The organism is Vibrio sp. 10N.247.311.13, from assembly GCF_041467595.1.
GTDB classification, from domain to species: domain Bacteria; phylum Pseudomonadota; class Gammaproteobacteria; order Enterobacterales; family Vibrionaceae; genus Vibrio; species Vibrio crassostreae_C.
Genome location: NZ_JBFSUX010000057.1, coordinates 1 through 17,446 on the forward strand (window position 1 = coordinate 1; position 17,446 = coordinate 17,446).

Below are 17,446 nucleotides of genomic sequence, written 5' to 3' on the forward strand. Positions count from 1 at the left end.
CGTAGAGGACTTTCACCTCCTAGATCAACGCCATGCTCGGCGCACAACAAAAAAGCCATCGACTCTAGAATCGATGGCTTTTGCGTTTTGGCTGTTTGTTTATTTGTTTAGCTATCTATTTAGCAAATAGTTTGTATCTAGATATTCAAACTATTTGCGCAGTGCGTTCAGTTTAGCTTGGGCGATACCAAATATAGTATCAATTGGATAACTACCCTCATCACTCGCCTCACCTGCGGCTTTGCCTGTGAACAGTTCAATCGCTTCTGTTACATGGTCAATCGCCCAGATATTAAACTCGCCCTTTTCAACCGCTTTCACAATATCGCTACGCAGCATCAGGTTGTGAACATTTGAACGCGGGATGATCACCCCTTGTTCGTTTGAACGCCCTTTGATTTCACACACATCAAAGAAACCTTCAATTTTCTCGTTCACACCACCAATAGGCTGAGACTCACCAAACTGGTTCATCGAGCCTGTAATCGCGATGTCTTGACGGTTTGGCTGCTTAGAAAACGCTGACACCACCGCACAGAACTCGGCCATACTCGCACTATCACCATCGACGCCACCATACGATTGCTCGAAGGTGATGTTAGTGGTGAGCGGGACTTTGGCTGTCTTACCAAATACGGAAGAAAGGTAAGCTGACAAGATCATCACACCTTTCGAGTGAATGCTGCCACCTAGGTCTACGTTTCTTTCAATATCAATCACTTCACCATCACCGTAAGCGGTGGTTGCCGTGATTCGGTTCGGCGCACCAAACATATGATCCGTCGTGCTGAGTACAGACAGCGCATTCACTTGCCCAACCGCTTGACCATCAACATGGATTAGCGTGGTGCCGTTAGTGAAGGTTTCCATCACACTGTCTTGCAGTCGTCCGACACGCATCTGTTGGTTAGATAACGCTTGGTCGACGTGTGTTGCTCGAATCAGGTTCGATTTCGCCCCTCTAGCGACGTAGTTAGACTCACGAAGCAGGTTCGCAATATGTGCCGAATGCAGCGATAGCTTGCCTTGGTCACCGGCCTGACGTGAGCTGTGCTCAATGATGCGAGCAATCGCTTTGCGATCACAATGCAGCATATTGTTGTCGTGCACGATACTCGAAATAAAGCGCGCGTAGTGCATTTCAGAATCGGGAGTACGCTTCATCTCATCTTCAAAATCGGCCGTCACACGGAACAATTCACCAAACTCTGCATCGTAGTGTTGCAGCAGTTGGTAAGTTCGGTAGTCGCCAAACAGGATGATCTTGACGTCCAATGGAATCGGCTCTGGATCAAGCGATACCGCGCCCGTTAAGGTCACCTCTTTCTCTAATGAAGTGAAGCTCAATTGACGTGAACGCAGTGCTCGTTTCAAGCCTTCCCAAACGTACGGCTGCTCAAGTACCTTCACCGCATCCATCAGTAATACGCCACCGTTGGCTCTGTGTAAGCTACCTGCGCGAATCAATGAGAAGTCAGTAAAGACAGTACCCTTGAACGTCGCCGTTTCTACATAGCCAAACAGAGAGTGATAATTTGGATTCTCTTCCACCACGATCGGCAGAGTCTCCTCCTTTTGGCTCACAATCACATTAACCTTGTAGCGACGCGGCATTTTCTTATCCAAAGAGGCCGTTGCAACTTCTGCTTGCTCCGTGCTCTCTTCTAAGAAGATGTCAGCGTTGTCGACAATGTCTTTACGCAGTGCCGTTAGGTACTTTTTGATGTCTGGATATTGGCTGTAATCCTTCTTCAATTGCTTGATGAAGTGCGTGATCACATCTCGCGCCGTATCATCATTCAGCTTTTGAATTTTCTCAGTGTACGTCTCTTCAAGTTCCGTCAGTTCACGAGAGATGGTTCGTAGGCCGACTTCCAATCCATCAATGGTTTTATCGAATTGATCTTGCTCTTCCGGCGAAAGCAGATCAAAGCTCTCTTCGGTATGAAGATCATCGCCATTCATTGCCACAAACTGGTAATCACCCTGAGTGGTGATCGTCAGGTTAATGCCCTTGTCTTTCGCTTCTTGGCTAATGCTTTCTAACGCGGCTTGTTGCTTAGCTGCTAATTGGTTTTTAAGCCTGTCAGCACGGCTAAAGTACATCTCGTTATCAAACGCTAGAGGCATACCTTTCAGCAGTTTACGCATCAATTTTTCAATATCTTGCTTTAAGCTGCTGCCAACGCCACGCGGCAATTTCAGTACCTTAGGTGTACGAATATCTTCAAAGTTCGCGATATAACACCAATCAAAAAGCTCCTGCACTTCTTGAGGGTGACGGTTCAGATAGCGCAAGATCATGGTGCGTTTACCCAGACCATTTCGCCCTATCGCATAAATGTTGTAACCCTTTTCCTTGATTGACATCGCGAACTCAACGGCTTTTTGTGCCCGTTCCTGCCCGACGATTTCGTCAATTGGAGCCAGTTCTTTGGTCGACTTACATGGTAGCTTGTCTAAATCCGCTACCTGATACAGCTGTTCTGTATTGAGTCTTTGCATCGCCATCGCCGCCTCCTTAGTCCTTCATTACTTGGGTGTAGATAAAATCAGTGTAGATGTAATTTCCTACAAATTTAGTGACTTACGCTACACAGCTGTTCAACTGAACAAATAACACACAATTTAAGCCATTTTTAGGAATAGCTCGTCATTTAATTCACCAACTTAACATACGAATGATTTTAATTTGCAATTGATAACAAATATCATTAACATTTACGGATATTATAAATTGAGGATGTGGATATGGAAATTGAACGATGCTGGATGCACTACCTAAAAGCTGAACAGTTAATGGAACAAGGTCACTGGCCTGAAGCACAACGCCTTTATGGTGATGTTCTAACCTCACTTCCTCATCACATCCAAGATGCAGCATACCAAAGCGATATCAAGCCTTGCCAATTTGCCTGCTTGCTTGCCGGGTTAAGAGACGCGAGCGTCGCTCAATCAGAGATACTCAACCGATTAGGTCAGCACCAACAAGCCTTCGATACCTTGAATCAATCTTACGCTCTGATGCAATTTATCTCTCTGGAGAACACTGAGCTGATTCAACGTACCTTTGGGTTATTGGAAAAGCAGAGCGAAGGTTTGCTCAATCACCTGATCGCTTTTTGCAGCGCTCAGCGCAGTTCGTATTGGATGCTCGAACTAGAACAAATTCAACGTGCTCATCACCATTTTGGGCAACTTAAAACCACGTCAGAAGTGAAATCTTCACCTAATGTCTTAAATTGATAAGGATATATCATGTCGGACCGGGCCATTCTTAAAGTCAATAACCTCTCCGTTAGCTTCACAACCAATGATGGAATCATTGATGCGGTAAAAAAGGTTAACTTTACCCTTAATTCTAGCGAAACCTTGGCCATTGTTGGTGAATCAGGTTCAGGTAAATCAGTCTCTTCTAACGCACTCATGCGTTTGCTCCCTGATAACGCCATCATTGATGCTCAATCTGAAATAGAATTTGAGGGGCAATCAATACTTGGCAAGACTGAACGAGAAATGCAGTCGATTCGTGGCGACAGAATCGGCATGATCTTTCAGGAACCGATGACCTCTCTCAACCCATACCTGCGCGTGGGCACACAAGTGGCTGAAGCCATTATGTGTCACCGCAATGTATCGAAATCAAAAGCAAAACAGCGTGTGCTAGAGCTCTTCAATCTTGTGCATTTACCAATGCCTGATCAGGCTTACACCAAGTATCCGCATGAATTTTCGGGTGGTCAGTTACAGCGCATCATGATCGCAATGGCGCTGATCAATGAACCAGACATTCTGATTGCCGACGAACCCACCACAGCATTGGATGTGACTGTTCAGGCGGAAGTGCTTTCTCTTATCAAAGAGATTCAAGGCAAAATGGGCATGGCGATTTTGTTCATCACCCATGACCTAGGCGTCGTGAAACACTTTGCCGACCGTGTACTCGTCATGTGTAAAGGGGAGTTGGTTGAAGAAGGGCAAACACAAGAGCTGTTCGATAACCCTAAGCACGATTACACACGCATGCTAATTAACTCGATTCCTAAAGGCGCTAAGGTTCCTGTTGAGGCGTCAGCCCCAGAGCTATTGTCTGCTGACGACATCCGAGTTCAGTTCTTGGTTAAATCACATTTCATCAAGAGTAAAAGTCAGTACTTCGAAGCCGTAAAAGGCATTTCGTTGAATCTTAAACAAGGCGAAACGCTAGGCATTGTGGGTGAATCAGGGTCAGGTAAATCGACCCTTGGACGTGCATTAATCGGCTTGCTGCCAAGTACCGGACGTATTGTTTACAAAGGCCAAGACGTTAGCTTATTAAATGATAAAGAGCGTCACAAGCTCAAGAAAGATGTCCAAATGGTGTTCCAAGACCCTTATGGTTCTTTATCACCACGTATGACGGTTGGGGAAATCATCACCGAAGGCTTAACGGTACATCAACCTCATTTGTCAAAACAAGAACGTTTAGAAAGAGCGCGCAAAGCACTGATTGAGGTTCGCTTGGAGCCAAACTCAATTAACCGCTACCCGCACGAATTCTCAGGTGGACAAAGACAACGTATCGCGATTGCTCGCGCGTTGATTCTTGAACCTTCTTTCATTTTGCTGGATGAACCAACTTCGGCACTCGATCGCTCAGTACAACTGACCGTGATCGACCTACTGAAAGACATTCAAGCTAAGCACAATATCGGCTTCCTATTCATCAGCCACGATCTCTCGGTAGTGAAAGCTCTGTCGGATCGAGTGCTGGTGATGCAGAAGGGCGAAGTGATGGAAGAAGGGGCTGCAGAAGAGATTTTCAATGCGCCGAAAAACGACTACACCAAGAAACTGATCGCAGCGTCATTCGACTTAGAAAATAAATCGAAAAAAAATGCCGCATAGAGGGAACTAATCAACATTAACAGCGTCTTATAGGTACATTCTGAATAATATCGCTACTCAAAATAATTGGAATTGCAGCTAGGCAACAAATAAGTTCAGCCCTATGAGCATAGGGGCTCTATGTGATTTGGGTGAACTTAGGCAGTTAACAACGCTGCGGCTTCAAGTATGAAGAGTAGAATGGGTTTCACTCTAGAATGGATATAGCAAAACTGGTTTGGCCGCCAAAAGAAAAATGTCGCATGGATGCGGCATTTTTCGTTTCTGAAAGGAAATAATTTATCTTTAAATCTCACTCCCTACGATTCAATCACTTCACAATTAACGATACAAAGACTTGGTTGACTCTCTGACGATTAAGTCAATCGGTGGCAGTCGAGCTTCATGTCGCTCGCCAGATAACAAGTTCAAAATCGACTGAGCACACACCTCTCCAATCTCTTCAATCGGCTGTCTCAGCGTCGTCAGGGCTGGCGTGAAATACTTAGACGTTGGCAAGTCATCAAAGCCAATCACAGACACATCTTCTGGAACTTTATAACCGTGATCGTGTAGCGCCTTAATCGCCCCGTAAGCGGTTTGATCATTGGCTGCAAACAGAGCAGAAAAGTGAATCTTCGACTCGATTAATTCCAGGGTTTTCTCGTAGCCAGACTCACTACTGAAATCCCCTTGCTTGACGAGTTTTGGCATCACCTTGATGCCCGCCTCTTGCAGCGCTTTTTTATAGCCTTCAAAGCGGTTCCCCGCATCAGGTTGACTTGAAAGCCCTTTAATATGAGCGATATTCACATGCCCTTGTTGCAGTAAGTGCAGGGTCGCCATGTAGCCGCCCAGCACATTATCAATGTTGAGCGTGCGGATATTGTCATCAATAATGTCGTACCCTACCGCCACGACCGGGATGTCTTGTGCATATTTGGCGATATCTTCTTTACTCACGCTTCCGGTCACAATGATCATGCCATCAACATTACTTTTCGCCAGATACTCCAGTGCATGTAATTCCAGTTTTTTCTGCCAATGTCCTGTCGCAATCACCAAAGAGTAACCTTGAGCAATCAAAGTTTTCTCCATGTCGTTGAGGATTCGACTGGTATAAGGGCTGTCAGGGTGTTGCACCAATACGCCTATCGTGAGTGAACGGCGATTGATATTCTCCTGCATCTGAAAATTGGGCTTGTAGCCAGTGTCTTTGATGGCCTGCTCGATGTTCTGGCTTTTATCATCCGACACATAAGTGGTTCGATTAAGAAAACGAGAAACCGTGCTTGGGGAAACACCAGCGAGTCTCGCTACATCGTATACGGTTGTTTTTTTAGTTTTAGTGCGCATCTCGATACCCTAATCCAGTGACATTTGGGGAGCCCGAAAGCTCCCCACCTATTTCAACCTGCATACCACAGCTTTCGTTGAAACTCGTATCATTAAGTTAATACATGTAGGCGAAGATCATCCCCGGTCTGAAATAACGACCTGCGGTGTATTTCAACCCGGTGCTCAGTAGCCATTTGTGAAGAATCATGGCTTGTTCCGCTGAAATTTCGCCTTGCAACATACTAACAAATTTATCACTGTCTTTAGTCAGGTCAGGACTAACTCGACCGTCAGACAGCACACACTTTTGCAATTTAAGTGCAGTAAGCCACTTTTTCGCATCATTTTGTGACAATTTAAAAGACTCTGAAAGATCTTTCTCATCAAATGAGACTGAGCAATTGAACCCTTCTGGCGCGGCAAATGGAATTTTTGAATAGTCATAGAGTGCGGTATACACGGTGTCCATCAATGTTTCTGCTTGCTGCGATTTGCCCGCTAAACTCAACGCTGTTGCGACACTAAATTGCACACCAATCCACACATCTTGTGCCTGAAAAGCCTCATGTGGTGAACCATCTGCCAATGTCATATTCGCCACACCCAGCTTAGGGCTGTTGATCTCAAAGTTATGTTTATAAACATAGTCCAATGCGCGTTGAATACGCTCTTGCGGGAAAATGCCCTCCAAACCAATCAGCTTGAGATAGCTGTCTGCAAGCAGTGCATCACCAAAGCTGTTGTCTGAATCTGGTACTAGTTCTAGATATTCTTGAGTAAAGGCTTGAGGCGCGGTCTCACTCAGTAAGCGTTTCTTAGAGACTCTTTGAGATACCTTGCTGATGTTGATGGAGGTATCGGTCTCATTGAGATAGGCATTGAGCGTATTCTTGTCAGCAATCGTATCACCCGTCAAAGTCAGGCCTAAGGTTTCCAGGTTTTGGTAGCCTTCGCCCGTTAGATGCTTGGCTTGAACTGGCGTCACGAAGAAATAGTAGTAGCCTTCTTTCTCATCCCACAAGCTTTGCTCAACTGTTGCTAATGCCTTTTTCGAACGTGTTAGGTAATCCGAACCCAGATCGTTTTCGCCCATCAATTGTGCAAGTTCACTCGCGGCTTGCAGGCCTGCAACCCAAAGGCTCGCGCAGTAAATAGAGATACCGTGAGACGCAAGGTTATCGAAGGTGTCGTCTGTACCTCGGGTTAGCGGTAAATCATCGCCCTCAGCGACCAAGTTCGATAAGAAATCGATGCTCTCAGTCACAGCCTGCCAGCACTCTTTAACTACAGAAATATCTTGCGTGTTTTGATAGTGACGGTACACCATCAGAATGTATTTCGGTGCTAAGTCCTTCCACTCTTTCACGTTGTGCCAGCTGTACGCGTCAGGCTGGATGTCGAACGGGCTACCCAAGTCATGAATAACCGCACCTCGAATAGCACGCACGCCTTGGTACTTCTCATCGATCAATTCAGCATTCGGTGTTGCTTCATATTCCCAGTAGCGGCGCTGAGTAAAGTCTTCAGCCAAAATCGCTTTTGAGAACTCTTTCATTACGCAGCCATCAAGCTCCGGCAGCAAGTAAAGCAGTGAAAATGAGCCGTAAAAATACACATCCAGAGAGTTAAAGAACGGGTAATCAACACACTCCTTCACCAGGAACTTGTCTTCTTTATCCCATACCGTTGATTCGGCTAGGAATGATAGTGAATTCATCGCCATCGTCGCATATCGAAGTGCCGATTCAGGCTGTGAAATTTTGCGTTGAGCTTGCTGTAGGAAGGCCGTTTGTTGTTCGACAATTCGTTGCTCAATCGCTTCTAGCTCAGGCAATACCTCTTCTAACATCGGCAGAGCAGGTTTCGCTTGCGGATAGAATTGCGTGTAGGCCTTCTCTGAACGCCAACCATTAAGCATGACTTTGCTGTGTGCCATCACCTGTGTAAAACGCAGATCAACAGACTCCCCCGGCTCCAACTCAACCTGAACCACAATCAATGCACTCAGAGCTTCACGCCCAGTGTAGATACCTGTTTGGAATTCAGCGTTTGTGCGGCCTGTTCTCAGTGCGAACTCTGTTTGCTCCGCTGCCTTAGAGGTATAAAGTGTTGGCTTCACAGACACCGATATCTTGCCAGATTCGGTCAGGTGGTTATTCGCTTGAACACCAAACACCACTTCACCTTCAATATCACTTTGATACGGGGACTGACTAGTGAGCTGGACACCCGTAAAACCGTGGTTTTCGCCGTTTACGCTAACCGCTTGATGCTGCTGGGCGATTGGATTTTGAGACAAGGTACACGCCGAATCTTGAATGCCATCGCGACCTTTGCGATAAGTTGAGCCAATCAAGTTTTGTAGCGGCTGAGCAAGCGTAATCACGCGTGTTTGCGCCGAATGATTGGTTAATTCGAAGTGATTCCAGTGCATCGGTAAAGAGCACAGGCGTTTGTCGTTTTTAACGATTGGAGAAACCACTTTACGTTTTATTTTAATGTCATCAAAACTGTTATATTTATATTCAGCTAATGGATACAAAGCTTGATATTCGATATCCTTACCGTTGACACTATCTATATCACTGCCATTGAGACTATCCATATCATTATTATCACCAGCAGTAAGTGATAATAATTTAACTGTATCATTTATTAATAAACCATTAAAGAAATCTAAGGCTACATATAATTGACAAATAATTGAAGATGAATCTGAGTCAATCAATAATAGAGTCTTATTTGAAAACTCAATGTTCCATTTTGTAAAGTTAGCTTTATTCTCTTGGTAGAAGCCACCATTTTTTAATGCCGAACGAATGTGGTTAATCGCATTCGACATGTCTGTATTGTCAATCTTCTTACCATCGAACAAAGCAGGGTAAAAGTTCAGGTGAACGCCCAGATCTTGCTCATCAATGACTTGCAGCGTGTCGATGGTTGGCACATCCATCACTGAAGCATAAAAATCATTAAAATTAATAACTTGCTCTGAACAATCAACAAATATACCAGGGATAAAGCTAAAGTTTGGCGTGTTGCCATTTGGCGTCAGTGTAAATGTATTACCAATACCACCCACTGCCATGCCGGTATTTTCTGGTGTGGTAAAAATTGGCGTGTACCAAGGTTGAATAAATTCAACTGCATCACCTTTTTTGCAAAGGTGTTTTGAATTTCCTGAATAGCTTGTATATGGAATTTTATTATTCATTTTAAAACCGCCATTGAATATTTTTTTCTTCTTGTTAATATCTTTCAAAAATGGAGACATCAACATGTTTAAAATTATAAATGAAAAATTTGGAAGTATTGACTCTGTCACATTAATAAACCACCAACATGGTATAGAACTTCAAATAATCAATGAATTTGGTGCTATTATTAATAAATATATCGTAAATAACAGTCCGTTCTCTTTTATTTGTGGTTATCAGAATTATGATGAACTGATCAACCAACATCCGTTCTTTTCCCGCAGTGCTAAATTATTCCCTTTTCCAAACCGTTTAAACTTAGGTCGTTACAGTTTCGATAACCAAAACCATCAACTCCCAGCTAACTTTCCTTGGTCTGATCACGCCGTACACGGCCTGCTCTACAACCAACCTTTTTCAATCACAAACAGCGTAGCCACTGAAGAATCCGCCAGTGTGACGTTGCAATATCAAACGTCGTCTTTGCATCCTGCTTTCCCGTTTGCTTTCAACCTTGAAGTCACCTTCACTATCGATATCATGGGTAAACTCACTTCCTCAACGACCGTTTCTAATCTTGGTGATTCAGCCTTCCCATTCGGTGATGCTTGGCACCCTTACTTTTCACTCGGCACTGAGCTAGCACAATGTGGACTCGCTATGTCGCCTTGCTCTGAGGTCATACACGAAAACGACCTACCCAATGGTGAAAAGCACGCTTTTGACCGTTTGTCTTTGGACGATTCACTCACCAATCAAAGCTTAAATCATTGCTTTGAATTTGATTCCAAGACAACCAATCAACTTGCGTTTACGCGCTCAGATTCCTCTGCCGCTATTCGCTACCAACAAGATGAAAGCTACCCATTCGTTCAGCTGTACACGCCAACTAGCGAGCAAAGTATTGCAATAGAACCAATGACTTGCCCCGCTGATGCCTTCAATAACCAGATGGGCTTATTGACACTTAGCCCGAACCAATCTCAAACCTTTACTTGGCAATGCCAAGCCAACTATCAACCCAACTAAGGCAAGCAAAGTAAAACAGCCGCTGAATGCGAAATCAGCCCCCAGAGAACGCATTGCTAACGAAAGAGCCAAACTAGAAAACCAAACGAAAGAAGCAATAAAGGGCGCATAAAGCGCCCTTCTCTTTGTTAACCTAAAATCACCTCGATGGTGTGCTCACCAGAGTTAAACACTGGCGCTTTGTTACCTGAAATCAGGTCACCATTCACCTTCATCTCCACCACACCCTTACACACGTTATTCGGGTTCGTGACATGAATATGATACGTCGCACCACGGAACTGACGACGGACTTTGAATTCAGGCCACTCAGCAGGAATACATGGGTCCACCAGCAAGCCATCCACTTCAGGGCGAACACCCAGAATCCACTGCGTACCCGCCACGTAAGTCCAAGATGAAGTACCTGAAAGCCATGCATTACGTCCTAAACCGAACTGTTTGTGCTCGTCACCCAGAATATTTTGTGGGTAGCAGTAAGGTTCAGATTCAAAGGTATCGATGTCATCGTTCTTAGAAGCCGGGTTGATTTGACGGTAGTACTCGTAAGCACGCTCACCGTTGCCCATTTTCGCTTCTGCGATCATCACCCATGGGTTTGAATGCAAAAAGATACCGCCGTTCTCTTTCGCACCTGGTGGGTAAGTTGAAACACCGCCTAGCTGAGGATCAAAGCCGTTGTAACCCGGTGTTGAAAGCTTGATGCCATTGGTAGTGTTTAGTTTGTTGTAAACCGAGTCTAGCGCCTGAGTTGCACGCTCTTGAGTCGCGAAACCAGAGATCACAGGCCAGCTTTGACCGTTAGTGTAGATCTGCCCTTGCTCATTTTTATGAGAACCGATTGGCAAACCTTGCTCATCAAAGTAACGAACAAACCATTCGCCATCCCAACCGCACTCATTCACCGTACTCTGCATCTGTTGGTACTGATCTTTAAACTTAGCCGTCAGTTGCGCTTCGCCACGCAGCTCACACAAGTCCAACATGTCGAGCAATGCTTTGCCGTACATGTTCGCCACCATCATCGACTCAGCACCCGTTGGCAGGTTCACCGTGTCGTTCCAGTCAGCAAAACCTAACAGCGGTAGGCCGTGCTCGCCAGTATTGGTGTAGGTAAATTCAATCGCGCGGCACAGGTGGTTCCAAACCGTTCCCGTTTCAACTGGGTTGCCCGCTTTGTCTTTTTGATAAAACGGGATCTCTTTATTCAAGAAGTCTGCATTGCCCGTTTCTTTCACATATTGCGTCACCGCGTAGATGATCCACAGATGATCATCACCGTAGTAATCCGGGCGATCTTCCTCTTCACGAGAGTCACCCGCGTTCGCTTCCATCGTTGATGGGAAGAACTGGTGCATCGCAGAACCGTTGGTGTTCTGAACAGACAACAGACGCTCAATGAACTCACGCGCCTCTTCCGGCATGTGTGTAATTACGCCTAAAGTATCTTGCGAAGAATCACGGAAACCGATGCCACGAGCGCCATAGCCAAGCTGATACAGAGACAAGTAACGAGACCAGTTTTTGGTTGTGTGACACTGACGTGGGTTATGTACGTTCAGCATCGAGTTCATTGCCGGATCTGGCGTTTCAACCTGAACCGCTTGTAGGTAACCATCCCAATGTTCAGCCAGTTCAGCGAACGCAGAATCTACCACTTGATGGTCACGATATTTAGCCAATAGAGGCAATGCTGCTTCTAGGCTCTGTTCTTGCGCGATTTGTACAATCGTACGTTCGGTCTGCTCTGGAGATAACCAACCCAGACGCAGATTTAGTGCACCAATGTTATCGCCACGCAGACATTCAGTGTTGCCAAGCTCATCGTTTTCTAACGCTTGCGGTGCAGCCCAAGTTCCGTAGCCAAACTGACCTAGGAATGATTGGCGGTCACCATCAAATGATGTCACAGGACGATCAGCAGTCATCAAGTTCACCGCGTAGTCGCGCTTCATGAAGGCATACTGCTCAAGCACGGTATGACCCGATTCTTGCTGGTGTGCTTTCAGTGTCATGGTTTGTGGAACCCAATCCGCATTCAATAGCTGCTTAAGCGCATCGAAATGCGTGAATTCATACACCGGTACCACATCAACGTGCAGCGCTTTGTCTGAAATGTTGGTGACTTTGATGTCTTGCAGCAATACTTGGTCTGCTTTTGGCACAAAGAAGGTCGCTTCACAACGCACACCAAACGCTTCTGCAATGATGGTGGTGTAAGACAAACCAGTGTGGTTTTCAAACTTATCAAGCGGCTTCAGAGTCGGAGTATAGAAAGGTGAGAATACCTCTACGTTACCCGCTTCGTCACGCACCTTGAGGTATAGGGTCGAACCTTTGAAATCTGAGTTTGGCAGTTGTGCAATGTACTTGGTGATACGGTTCAGTGCCGGGTCGCCTTTACACAACAACACACCGCCATTGCTATCGACAATGCCACCAAAATCTAATGTGCCAACATAGTTACACCATTTAATCGGTGTACATGGCGTGGTTGCTACGTATTCTTTGTTTTTATCGTCAAAATATCCGAATTTCATCATCACTATCCCTAGCCCCTCCCAAATCAGGAGGAGCCAAAACAATTTGTCGTAAGTAGGTTGGTATCAGCTCGTGAGCTGACTTAAATTGACTGGCTAGATCGTAATTGACTAGCTCGCTAGCGAATTCTCACTCAGTGCATCGAATAGGTGGAAAGCATCCAGATCCAAGTAAAGCGTCAGCTCTTTCACATCCACTTCAGCAGCTTGGGTCTCAACCATCAGCGGTTGACCGCCGATTTCTGTTTTCAGAAGAATGCTCGCACCCAGCAGTTCCTTGTCTTTGATTTTCACAGGGAATGGCAGCACACGGTCGTGGTCAACTTGCTCAGCACGTAGATGGATGTCTGTTGGACGAACACCAAAATGAAGCGCTAGGTTTTTAGATGCTAGAGACTTAAAGCGCTCTGGCAGTGGGATATGAACATCGCCAAGTTCAACGAAGTACTCGCCTTCTTTTTCAATCAGCTTTGCTTCCAACATGTTCATTGACGGGTTACCAATGAATTGCGCGACAAACTTGTTAGCTGGGCGCTGGAACACCTCGGTTGGCGTACCTACTTGAGCAACATAACCGTCTTTCAGGATCACGATGCGATCCGCCAATGTCATCGCTTCGATTTGATCGTGAGTTACGTAGATCGTGGTAGTTTTAAGCTCGCGGTGTAGGTGTTTGATCTCTTCACGCATCACGCCACGAAGTTTTGCATCTAGGTTAGATAGCGGCTCATCAAACAAGAACACTTTCGGCGTACGAACCATCGCACGGCCCATTGCCACACGCTGACGTTGACCACCAGAAAGCTCTTTTGGTTTACGATTCAGTAGTGGGTCAAGCTCTAGCATTTTCGCGGCTTTTAGTACCTCTACGTCGATTTCCGCTTTCGGCATGCCTTTCAGTTTTAGTGCGAAGGCGATGTTCTCGTAAACCGTCATATGTGGGTACAGCGCGTAGCTTTGGAATACCATCGCTAAGTCACGGTCTTTAGCATCGACTTTGTTCATCACTTTGCCACCAACCACGATGTCACCAGAACTAATGCTTTCAAGTCCGGCAAGCATACGTAACGTGGTCGATTTACCACAGCCAGATGGGCCAAGGAAAACCACGAACTCGCCGTCTTCAACCGTAAAATCAAACTCTTTGACGACTTCAACATCACCGAATGATTTTTTGATGTTCTTAAATTCTACTTTAGCCATTATCTGTTCTCCTCAGCGCGCTCTAGAAGCATATTTCGATACGCAATTGCGCTCTGTTTCAGTGTTCTTTCTTGGGTGGTGTAATCAACATGGACAATGCCAAAACGCTGGCAGTAACCGAATGCCCACTCAAAGTTATCCATCAGACTCCAAGCGAAGTAACCATCCACTTTCACACCGGCTTCAACTGCGTTGTGAACCGCTTCGATATGACCTTGGAAGTAGCGAACACGTTGATCATCCATCACTTGTCCATTAACGCGCTCGTCGTTACCTGCAGCACCGTTCTCCGTAATGTAGATAGGCGGCATATTTTCGTAGCGAGCATCCAGTCTTACCAATAAATCAGTTAGGCCTTGTGGGTTGATCTCCCAACCGATGTAAGTGTGTTCAGCATCGGTTTGCTTGACTGATTCAATGTCACCATTCTCGTTAAAGCGAGCGACATTGCGTGTGTAGTAGTTGATACCAATGTAGTCGACTGGTGCGCTGATGATGTCTAAATCACCTTCAAGGATCATTGGCATGTTCATCGCTTGACGCTCAACCACTAACTGCGGATATTCACCCTTCAATACTGGGTCGATAAACCAGTGGTAGTTCTCCGCTTCGCAGTAATCTGCTGCGCCTTGATCTTGTGGTGTTAATGGGTAAGCCGGAGTCGCGTTAAATACCACGCCATGCTCAGCATGAGGCGCATTCTTACGAAGAATCGGCATCGCCAAACCGTGTGCCAACATTAGGTGATGAGATGCTAAGTAGCCCTCTTTCTCACCCTTGATGCCTGGCGCGTGTTCGCCCCAACGGTAACCAAGGAATGCAGACACAAACGGTTCGTTCAATGTTGTGTAAACATCAATCTTGTCGCCAAAGTAGTTACTCACGACTTCTGCGTATTCCGCAAATTTGTAAGACGTTTCACGGTTTAGCCAACCGCCTTTGTCTTCAAGGTATTGTGGCAGATCCCAGTGATACAAAGTCACATACACCTTCATGCCACGAGCATGACACTCATCGATGATCTGCTCATAAAACTCTAGGCCTTGCTGATTCACCACACCGTCTTGCGGCAGAATACGTGGCCATGCAATTGATAGGCGGTAAGCATCAACGCCTAAGCCTTGAATCATCTCGATGTCTTGCTTCCATAGGTGGTAGTGATCACATGCCACATCACCATTGTCGCCGTTATCTACCTTACCTGGCGTCTTACAAAACGTGTCCCAGATAGACGGTGTACGACCGCCCTCTTCAACGCCGCCTTCAATTTGGTATGAAGATGTCGCGACACCGAATACAAATTCCTTACTGCGTAACTTTGAATCACTTGGAAGTTGAAATTTATTCATTGTTATAACCCTTAAACCTAACCTTTAACTGCGCCGGACGTTAAACCACTGATCATCTGTTTCGATGCGAACAGGTATGTAATTACGAGTGGTAAAATTGAAATTGTGGTGCCTAGCATTACCGCACCCCATGGCGTATTCGGAATACCTTGAACGCTTCGTAGCGCCTGTGTAATCACATAATTGTCTGGGTTATTTAGCACCACAAGAGGTTGCATAAACATGTTCCAGAAGAAGACGAACTGCACGATAGCCAATGTTGCAAGTGCTGGCTTCATTAATGGCAGTACCACGCTCCAGTACGTTCTGAACTCGCCGGCGCCATCTAGTTTCGCCGCTTCTAATAGCTCTTTAGGAATCGATGCAATCACGTGCTGACGCATCAAGAAGATACCAAATGGCGTGGTTGTGAACGGTAGCCATACCGCCATGTGGTTATCTAGCAAGCCTAAGAATTTCACGATCATGAAGTAAGGGATCAAGCTAAGCACAGGCGGAATCGCCATTGAGCCAACCAGCATACCGAACAACACGTTCTTACCGCGGAACTTAAACACAGCAAACGCGTAGCCACCCATGCTACAGAACAGCAGTGAGATGGTGGTGCCTAAGAAAGCCACGTAAATCGAGTTAAACATCGCTTTCCAAAACGGCATGATCTCTAGCAGTTTTGCATAGTTCACCATTAGGCTATCGCCAATCGCAAAGCTGATGCCTGAACCGAAGATCTCCGAGCGGTCACGTGTTGAAAGCAGTGCTGACCACACAAACGGGAACACCGTAATGATTGCGGAAACAATCAGTAATATGCCGAGCATGACCATCAAGATCTTAGTCATGATGTACATGGTGCGTTCGCTTGGCATTAGGCCACTTAATGGTGAGGTATTTGTCTTAATTGATGTCGACATCTTAATGTTCCCCTAAGCCTTTCTTACCGAAGAATAAAAATTGAACCAAAGTACAAGACGCGATCAGTGCAAACAGAAGCCATGAAATTGCTGACGCTGTGCCCATTTCTAACCATTCCCAACCCACTTTGTAGAGGTACATAGAGATAGTTAAACCAGATTGACCCGTACCACCTGTACCACGCGTTAGAACGAACGGTTCTTCAAACATTTGCAGGTTACCGATGATGGTCATGGTGATTGCAAAGAAGATGAATGGACGAATCATTGGTAGTGAGATGTTCCAGAAGCGGCGGAAGGCATTCGCACCATCCATACGTGCAGCTTCTAAAATGTCTTTAGGAATCGTCATTAAACCAGTGGTGTAAAGGACGATATTAAAACCGGTGTATTTCCAGAAAACCATGATCGCAATAGACGGCTTCACCATAGTGGCATCGTCTAACCAGCGGATTGGTTGAAAATCGTTAACCCAAGCAAATGCCCAACCAAACAGCGTGCTATCGGCCAATGCCATTAACGTTTGGTTGATAATTCCTGAGTTAGGAGAGTACATGTTGAAGAAAATCAGTGATGCTGCGACCGTTGATGTGATGAACGGTAGGAAGTACGCCGATGTTAGCCAGTGACGCATACGGTCACCCATTGAAACCAACATGTAAGCCACTGGAATAGCGACTAAGTGCTGAGCAACACCCGATGTGATTGCTAGCCACAATGTGTTCTTTAATGAACGCCATAGCCATGGGTCAGTCAAGGCAATGTGATAGTTCTCAAAACCAACGAACTCCATTGCATCCATGCCCTGTACTGGATTCCATTCGTGGAACGACAGATAAACAGAGAACAACAGCGGGAAGATCCCAAATACAGAAAAAATGATCAGAAACGGCAGAAGGAATCCATACGGTGTAAGCGCTTTCAGATTTAGACGAGAAAAAAGGCTTTTGTCCGCAGGTTCTATCGTTGTGCTCGCTGTATGATTCATAGTAACGACCTCTTAAAAAAGGAAG

The 17,446-nt window shown here is 45.6% G+C and carries 11 protein-coding genes; 3 read left to right on the plus strand and 8 right to left on the minus strand.

The window, feature by feature from the left end; translation table 11 throughout:
- Positions 1–150 precede the first annotated feature (150 nt).
- Entirely contained in the window at positions 151–2,511 is a 2,361-nt protein-coding gene (locus AB6E52_RS18625) for a Lon protease family protein (protein WP_017071270.1), read from the minus strand.
- A 240-nt stretch (positions 2,512–2,751) separates the two neighbouring features.
- Between AB6E52_RS18625 and AB6E52_RS18630 the strand changes: the two genes are divergently transcribed.
- Both AB6E52_RS18630 and AB6E52_RS18635 read left to right on the plus strand, forming a co-directional pair.
- The gene (locus tag AB6E52_RS18630) at positions 2,752–3,246 is read left to right on the plus strand and encodes a hypothetical protein (protein ID WP_102320288.1); all 495 of its coding nucleotides are present in this window, start codon (positions 2,752–2,754) and stop codon (positions 3,244–3,246) included.
- Between the two features lie 12 nt (positions 3,247–3,258).
- Positions 3,259–4,887 (plus strand): ABC transporter ATP-binding protein, encoded by a 1,629-nt coding sequence (locus tag AB6E52_RS18635; protein ID WP_102320289.1) that lies wholly within the window; start codon positions 3,259–3,261, stop codon positions 4,885–4,887.
- Positions 4,888–5,208: 321 nt separating this feature from the next.
- Here the strand turns inward: AB6E52_RS18635 and AB6E52_RS18640 are convergent, their stop codons facing one another.
- Together AB6E52_RS18640 and AB6E52_RS18645 are read right to left on the minus strand one after the other, a co-directional pair.
- Entirely contained in the window at positions 5,209–6,222 is a 1,014-nt protein-coding gene (locus tag AB6E52_RS18640; protein WP_102320290.1) for a LacI family DNA-binding transcriptional regulator, read from the minus strand.
- A gap of 97 nt (positions 6,223–6,319) precedes the next feature.
- Positions 6,320–9,418, minus strand: a complete 3,099-nt coding sequence (locus tag AB6E52_RS18645; RefSeq protein ID WP_102320291.1) for a GH116 family glycosyl hydrolase — start codon at positions 9,416–9,418, stop codon at positions 6,320–6,322.
- A gap of 64 nt (positions 9,419–9,482) precedes the next feature.
- On the opposite strand from AB6E52_RS18645, the gene AB6E52_RS18650 reads away from it, so the two are divergent.
- Positions 9,483–10,430 carry an aldose 1-epimerase gene (locus AB6E52_RS18650; protein ID WP_102320292.1) on the plus strand — a complete coding sequence of 316 codons (948 nt, stop codon included), beginning with the start codon at positions 9,483–9,485 and terminating at the stop codon, positions 10,428–10,430.
- Positions 10,431–10,558: 128 nt separating this feature from the next.
- Here AB6E52_RS18650 and AB6E52_RS18655 read toward each other — a convergent pair whose 3' ends face one another.
- From AB6E52_RS18655 to AB6E52_RS18675, 5 genes are all read right to left on the minus strand, one after another.
- Positions 10,559–12,973, minus strand: a complete 2,415-nt coding sequence (locus AB6E52_RS18655) for a GH36-type glycosyl hydrolase domain-containing protein (RefSeq protein ID WP_102320293.1) — start codon at positions 12,971–12,973, stop codon at positions 10,559–10,561.
- Positions 12,974–13,081: 108 nt separating this feature from the next.
- The gene (locus AB6E52_RS18660) at positions 13,082–14,173 is read right to left on the minus strand and encodes an ABC transporter ATP-binding protein (RefSeq protein WP_008216689.1); all 1,092 of its coding nucleotides are present in this window, start codon (positions 14,171–14,173) and stop codon (positions 13,082–13,084) included.
- A complete protein-coding gene (locus tag AB6E52_RS18665; protein ID WP_102320294.1) occupies positions 14,173–15,522 on the minus strand; it encodes a GH1 family beta-glucosidase in 1,350 nt (449 codons plus the stop codon). The genes AB6E52_RS18660 and AB6E52_RS18665 overlap by 1 nt, the downstream gene beginning before the upstream one ends.
- 17 nt (positions 15,523–15,539) lie before the next feature.
- Positions 15,540–16,388 carry a carbohydrate ABC transporter permease gene (locus tag AB6E52_RS18670; protein ID WP_017061568.1) on the minus strand — a complete coding sequence of 283 codons (849 nt, stop codon included), beginning with the start codon at positions 16,386–16,388 and terminating at the stop codon, positions 15,540–15,542.
- Positions 16,389–16,434: 46 nt separating this feature from the next.
- On the minus strand, positions 16,435–17,421 hold the full coding sequence (locus AB6E52_RS18675) for a carbohydrate ABC transporter permease (protein WP_017070431.1): 987 nt from the start codon (positions 17,419–17,421) through the stop codon (positions 16,435–16,437).
- Positions 17,422–17,446: the final 25 nt, after the last annotated feature.

Excerpts from the sequence above, each read along its gene's own strand:
- AB6E52_RS18660 (WP_008216689.1), bottom strand. The coding sequence starts at position 14,173 with ATGGCTAAAGTAGAATTTAAGAACATCAAAAAATCATTCGGTGATGTT.
- AB6E52_RS18635 (WP_102320289.1), top strand. The coding sequence starts at position 3,259 with ATGTCGGACCGGGCCATTCTTAAAGTCAATAACCTCTCCGTTAGCTTC.
- AB6E52_RS18650 (WP_102320292.1), top strand. The coding sequence starts at position 9,483 with ATGTTTAAAATTATAAATGAAAAATTTGGAAGTATTGACTCTGTCACA.
- AB6E52_RS18625 (WP_017071270.1), bottom strand. The coding sequence starts at position 2,511 with ATGGCGATGCAAAGACTCAATACAGAACAGCTGTATCAGGTAGCGGAT.
- AB6E52_RS18630 (WP_102320288.1), top strand. The coding sequence starts at position 2,752 with ATGGAAATTGAACGATGCTGGATGCACTACCTAAAAGCTGAACAGTTA.
- AB6E52_RS18675 (WP_017070431.1), bottom strand. The coding sequence starts at position 17,421 with ATGAATCATACAGCGAGCACAACGATAGAACCTGCGGACAAAAGCCTT.
- AB6E52_RS18645 (WP_102320291.1), bottom strand. The coding sequence starts at position 9,418 with ATGAATAATAAAATTCCATATACAAGCTATTCAGGAAATTCAAAACAC.
- AB6E52_RS18655 (WP_102320293.1), bottom strand. The coding sequence starts at position 12,973 with ATGATGAAATTCGGATATTTTGACGATAAAAACAAAGAATACGTAGCA.
- AB6E52_RS18670 (WP_017061568.1), bottom strand. The coding sequence starts at position 16,388 with ATGCCAAGCGAACGCACCATGTACATCATGACTAAGATCTTGATGGTC.
- AB6E52_RS18640 (WP_102320290.1), bottom strand. The coding sequence starts at position 6,222 with ATGCGCACTAAAACTAAAAAAACAACCGTATACGATGTAGCGAGACTC.
- AB6E52_RS18665 (WP_102320294.1), bottom strand. The coding sequence starts at position 15,522 with ATGAATAAATTTCAACTTCCAAGTGATTCAAAGTTACGCAGTAAGGAA.